Origin of the sequence: Bradyrhizobium sp. NAS80.1 (assembly GCF_001908205.1) — a bacterium.
In the GTDB taxonomy this organism is placed as follows: Bacteria; Pseudomonadota; Alphaproteobacteria; order Rhizobiales; family Xanthobacteraceae; genus Bradyrhizobium.
Genome location: NZ_LGHL01000157.1, coordinates 1 through 3963, shown reverse-complemented (window position 1 = coordinate 3963; position 3963 = coordinate 1). Strand labels below are relative to the sequence as shown.

Below are 3963 nucleotides of genomic sequence, written 5' to 3'. Positions count from 1 at the left end.
CTACCGGATCACCCCGCCAGGCGCATCCACGAACTGCTGCCCTGGAATTGGCAGCCTCAAAGCGTCGCTCACGCCGCTTAAGCGCTGATCAGCCTTCCGCCAAAAAACGGCCTAGCCGGGGGCCTTCGCCGGATGCGTACGATGCCGGGTGGACAATTCACTAATCTAAAGGAACAAGCGCGGGCGCTCGGGCTCGCTCCTCGCTGGCCGGAAATTGCGAAGGCGTACAGAGACGCTAATGAGCTATTCGGAGACATCATTAAAGTGACGCCGTCATCAAAGGCGATCGGCGATATGGCGCTCATGATGGTGTCGAATGGATTGACGGCGCAGGATGTCTTGGTCAGGCAGGACATAGCGTTTCCGAGCCTCGAGATGATGGTCTAGTCGAATTGTTTTTTGAGCTAAATGGCCAGCCCCGCCTTGTTGCAGTTCCCGACAGATCATCTGCGGCCTTTCAAGCTAGAGCACGCCGCCGCAAGGCGGAAGGCGGTAATCCGAATCACGTTGCCGCGCCGATGCCGGGGATAATTTCAAGTATTAGGGTGATCAGGGACCCAGAGGGTTAAGGCCGGAGATGTGCTTTGCATGCTCGAAGCGATGAAGATGGAGACCGTGGTCCACGCGCCGCGCGATGGCGTAGTAGTTGACATCCTCGTTGGCTCCGGTGCGAAAGTCGATGCTACGGACCTGCTAATCGAGATTGGGTAAGTAGATCCTCGCTCGCGTTAGGGCGGGTCCTCGCCGGCTCCAAACATCTCTGCGGCCGGTGGCAGAGGGCCGCTTTCGCCCCGGAATACCGGATTGTATCGGTCACGATCAGATGATCCGTCGGGTGGATCTCCTCAGTCCAACCTTCGATGGCGCTCAAAGAATCATGGGTCGAATTGAAGATACGTTTAGTGTTTGGTTAGAGGTGGCCGGCGCCGGCGGATGAATTCTAGCGGGTATGACCCGATCGGGGCGGCGCTCGGCGACTAGTCCAGTTGCCGAGCGCTGCCTGGTTATCACACACTGTCTCAGTGAAGTCGCCGCGTGCCTGCGTATGCCGCCATACGACAACTTTCAGGCCCGGCAGTCGCCAGCCGCCGCCAGCGGGACCGGGCCTTCGACGCCATCCGTCCCACTCGCCGCCATACGGGTCGCAATGGCGAGGCCAATCCCTTTGCAAAGGCTTCCGCCCCGATAGAGTGGCGGTTGACGAGCTCATCATATGAGCGGTTGGCCGTCACTTCCGATCCAAGCAGATCCGCCCATAACGAAAACTCGCTGCAATGCAGTTCTGATGCCGGAGCGGCATAATTGAAATAGCGAGATAGTTCTTCTGCATAGGTGGAGGACTGCATAAAAGCGAAATAGTTCGTGGTCTCAACTTCGCGAGCTCACCAAGTTTTTGCAAGACAAAAAGGGAGGATGCATTGCGTGTGGAAAGGGTAGAACTTGTTAAACGTCACCCCAGCGTCAATGTCGGTGGGCACGGCGTCTTCGCTGTTTTGATGCGTCTGTTGGCGTTTGGAGTTGCGCTCGGCCTTCATCTTTATCCATCAGCCGCTCAGTCCGCGCCTGCCGACCGTCTCCAAGCCATCTTGGATGAAACAGGCATTTGCTGAGCGTCCACTCGCCCTGACGGTGGAGCTTACGGAAACGCAGTCTAGGGCGGGTAAGCATGGCAATTTTCTCGTCGACGGCCTGGCGCCGTGGCAGATCCCATAGCCACATCTGAGAAAGGAAAGCACCATGAGTCAGGAAGTGTTCAATCAAGGAGTAAAAATTAGATCGGAAACGCTTGGGCCGGCCTATGTCGAAAAGTCCCTTCGTAACGCGGATGAATTTTCACGGCCGTTCCAAGAGCTCGTGACGGAGTACTGCTGGGGGGGCCGTGTGGGGACGGGAAGGCCTGCCGCGCAAGACCCGGAGCCTCCTGAACCTCGCGATGCTCTGCGCCCTCAATCGACCGCACGAATTGAAGCTCCATATCGGAGGCGCTTTGCGCAATGGAGTGACGAAGCAGGAAATCCAGGAAGTGTTCCTGCAGGCCGCGATCTACGCGGGCGTCCCGGCGGGAGTCGAGGCGTTTCGCATCGCGCGCGAAGTCTTCGCTGAACAGCCGGAAACCGTTTGAGATCGCCATGCAAGAATACCGGATGTTGATCGGTGGCGAATGGGTCGGCGCCGAGACGGGAGACTGGATCGAGAGCGTCAATCCTTTCGACGGCAAGGCGTGGGCGCGCATTCCGAGGGCAGGCCCTGGCGATGTCCGCCGCGCGGCTTCGGAAGCGCGGCGGGCGTTCTTGGATCCCTCGTGGAGTCGGCTGACAGCATCGGCGCGAGGTCACCTGTTGATGAAGTTGGCCGATTTGATCGCCGAACATAGCGATCAGCTCGCCCGCCTCGAGACAACGGACAACGGTAAGCTGATCAACGAGATGTCCAGTCAGTTGCGGTATCTGCCGCAGTGGTTCCGATATTTCGGGGGGCTTGCCGACAAGATTCAAGGCAGTGTCATTCCGATCGACAAACCTGGCGTTTTTAATTTCACTCGACACGAGCCGCTTGGCGTAATTGCAGCCATTACACCCTGGAATTCGCCGCTCCTGCTCGCCGGTTGGAAGCTCGCTCCAGCGCTCGCTGCCGGAAATACCGTGGTCTGGAAGCCGTCGGAATTCTCATCCGTGTCTGCGTTGGCGTTCGCCCGGTTGTTTGAGCTGGTCGGCTTTCCACGAGGGGTGGTAAACGTCGTGACAGGCTATGGCTCGGAAATCGGCGAGGCGCTCGTATCCGATCCGGCAATCGCCAAGGTCGCATTCACCGGCGGCGATCAGACTGGGCAGCGCGTCTATCAAACGGCGGCTTCCGGCATAAAGCCGGTGACTTTGGAGCTCGGGGGAAAGTCGGCGAATATCGTTTTCGACGACGCTGACCTGGACAATGCTATCAAGGGTGTCGTCTCCGGGATCTTCGCGGCGTCGGGGCAGACCTGCATCGCGGGCTCGCGCGCGCTCGTGCAGCGATCAATCTATAGAGAGTTCACGAGGCGCCTGATCGAATTCGCGGCAACCGCGAAGATCGGGAACCCTCTCGACACTTCTACTCAAGTCGGCCCTGTCACGACCCGACCGCAATACGACAAGGTTCTAAGCTACATTCAGATCGCGAAGGACGAGGGTGCGAAATGCCTTCTTGGCGGCCAGACGCCGCAGCGGCCTGATCTTGAGGATGGCTGGTTTGTCGAACCGACGATTTTTGGCGACGTTCGGCCGGATATGCGCATCGCGCAGGAAGAGGTGTTTGGTCCCGTGCTCGCGGTAATTGCGTTCGAGGACGAGGATGATGCGATCCGCATCGCCAACGATACGATCTATGGTCTAGCCGCGGGCGTCTGGACCAAGAGCATGCGTCGCGCGCTGCTTGCGTCCGAAAAACTCGAGGCGGGCACCGTCTGGGTCAATACTTACCGCGCAGTAAGCTACATGTCGCCGTTCGGCGGTTACAAGCGCTCCGGTATCGGCCGCGAGAGCGGAATCGAGGCGATCAATGAGTATTTGCAAACTAAGAGCGTTTGGATCGACGTCAACGAACCCGTTCCAGACCCCTTCGTGATGCGCTGAGCGCGCATCGTCGCAATTTGGAGACCGAAGCTTGGCTCACGACGATGTTTATAAGGTTTTTGCAATTCGCTACGGACGATCCGACCAGCGATCGCCATCAAACTACATCGGCGGCGATTCTCACGATGTCGCGGAGCCACTTGACTATTACGTTTGGGCCGTCGTCAACGACCAGAGAACAGTCATTATCGACACCGGATTCGATGAAAAACGCGGCGAATCGCGAAATCGCACTATCATCCGATCTGTCGAAGAAGGTCTAGTGTCCTGAGTCACAAGTTCGCAATCATAGATTCGCAGTAGATTCGCGTCGCTGTGCCAAGGATGGAGGCAAACAGCGACGGAGTCTCCAATG

2 protein-coding genes and 2 pseudogenes are annotated in these 3963 nt (G+C 58.0%); all 4 read left to right on the top strand.

Translation table 11 applies throughout. The features are described 5' to 3' along the window. Positions 1-132: 132 nt before the first annotated feature. Positions 133-711: pseudogene (locus tag AC629_RS31695) on the top strand (biotin/lipoyl-containing protein); the annotation flags it as partial. Between the two features lie 1026 nt (positions 712-1737). Further along, positions 1738-2122: pseudogene (locus AC629_RS31690) on the top strand (carboxymuconolactone decarboxylase family protein). A gap of 7 nt (positions 2123-2129) precedes the next feature. Further along, positions 2130-3608: an aldehyde dehydrogenase gene (locus AC629_RS31685; RefSeq protein WP_084808759.1), complete on the top strand. Its 1479-nt coding sequence runs from the start codon at positions 2130-2132 to the stop codon at positions 3606-3608. Positions 3609-3639: 31 nt separating this feature from the next. Then, complete coding sequence (locus AC629_RS45795) at positions 3640-3879, top strand: hypothetical protein (protein ID WP_143199590.1); 240 nt, start codon at positions 3640-3642, stop codon at positions 3877-3879. The last annotated feature ends 84 nt before the right edge of the window (positions 3880-3963 follow it).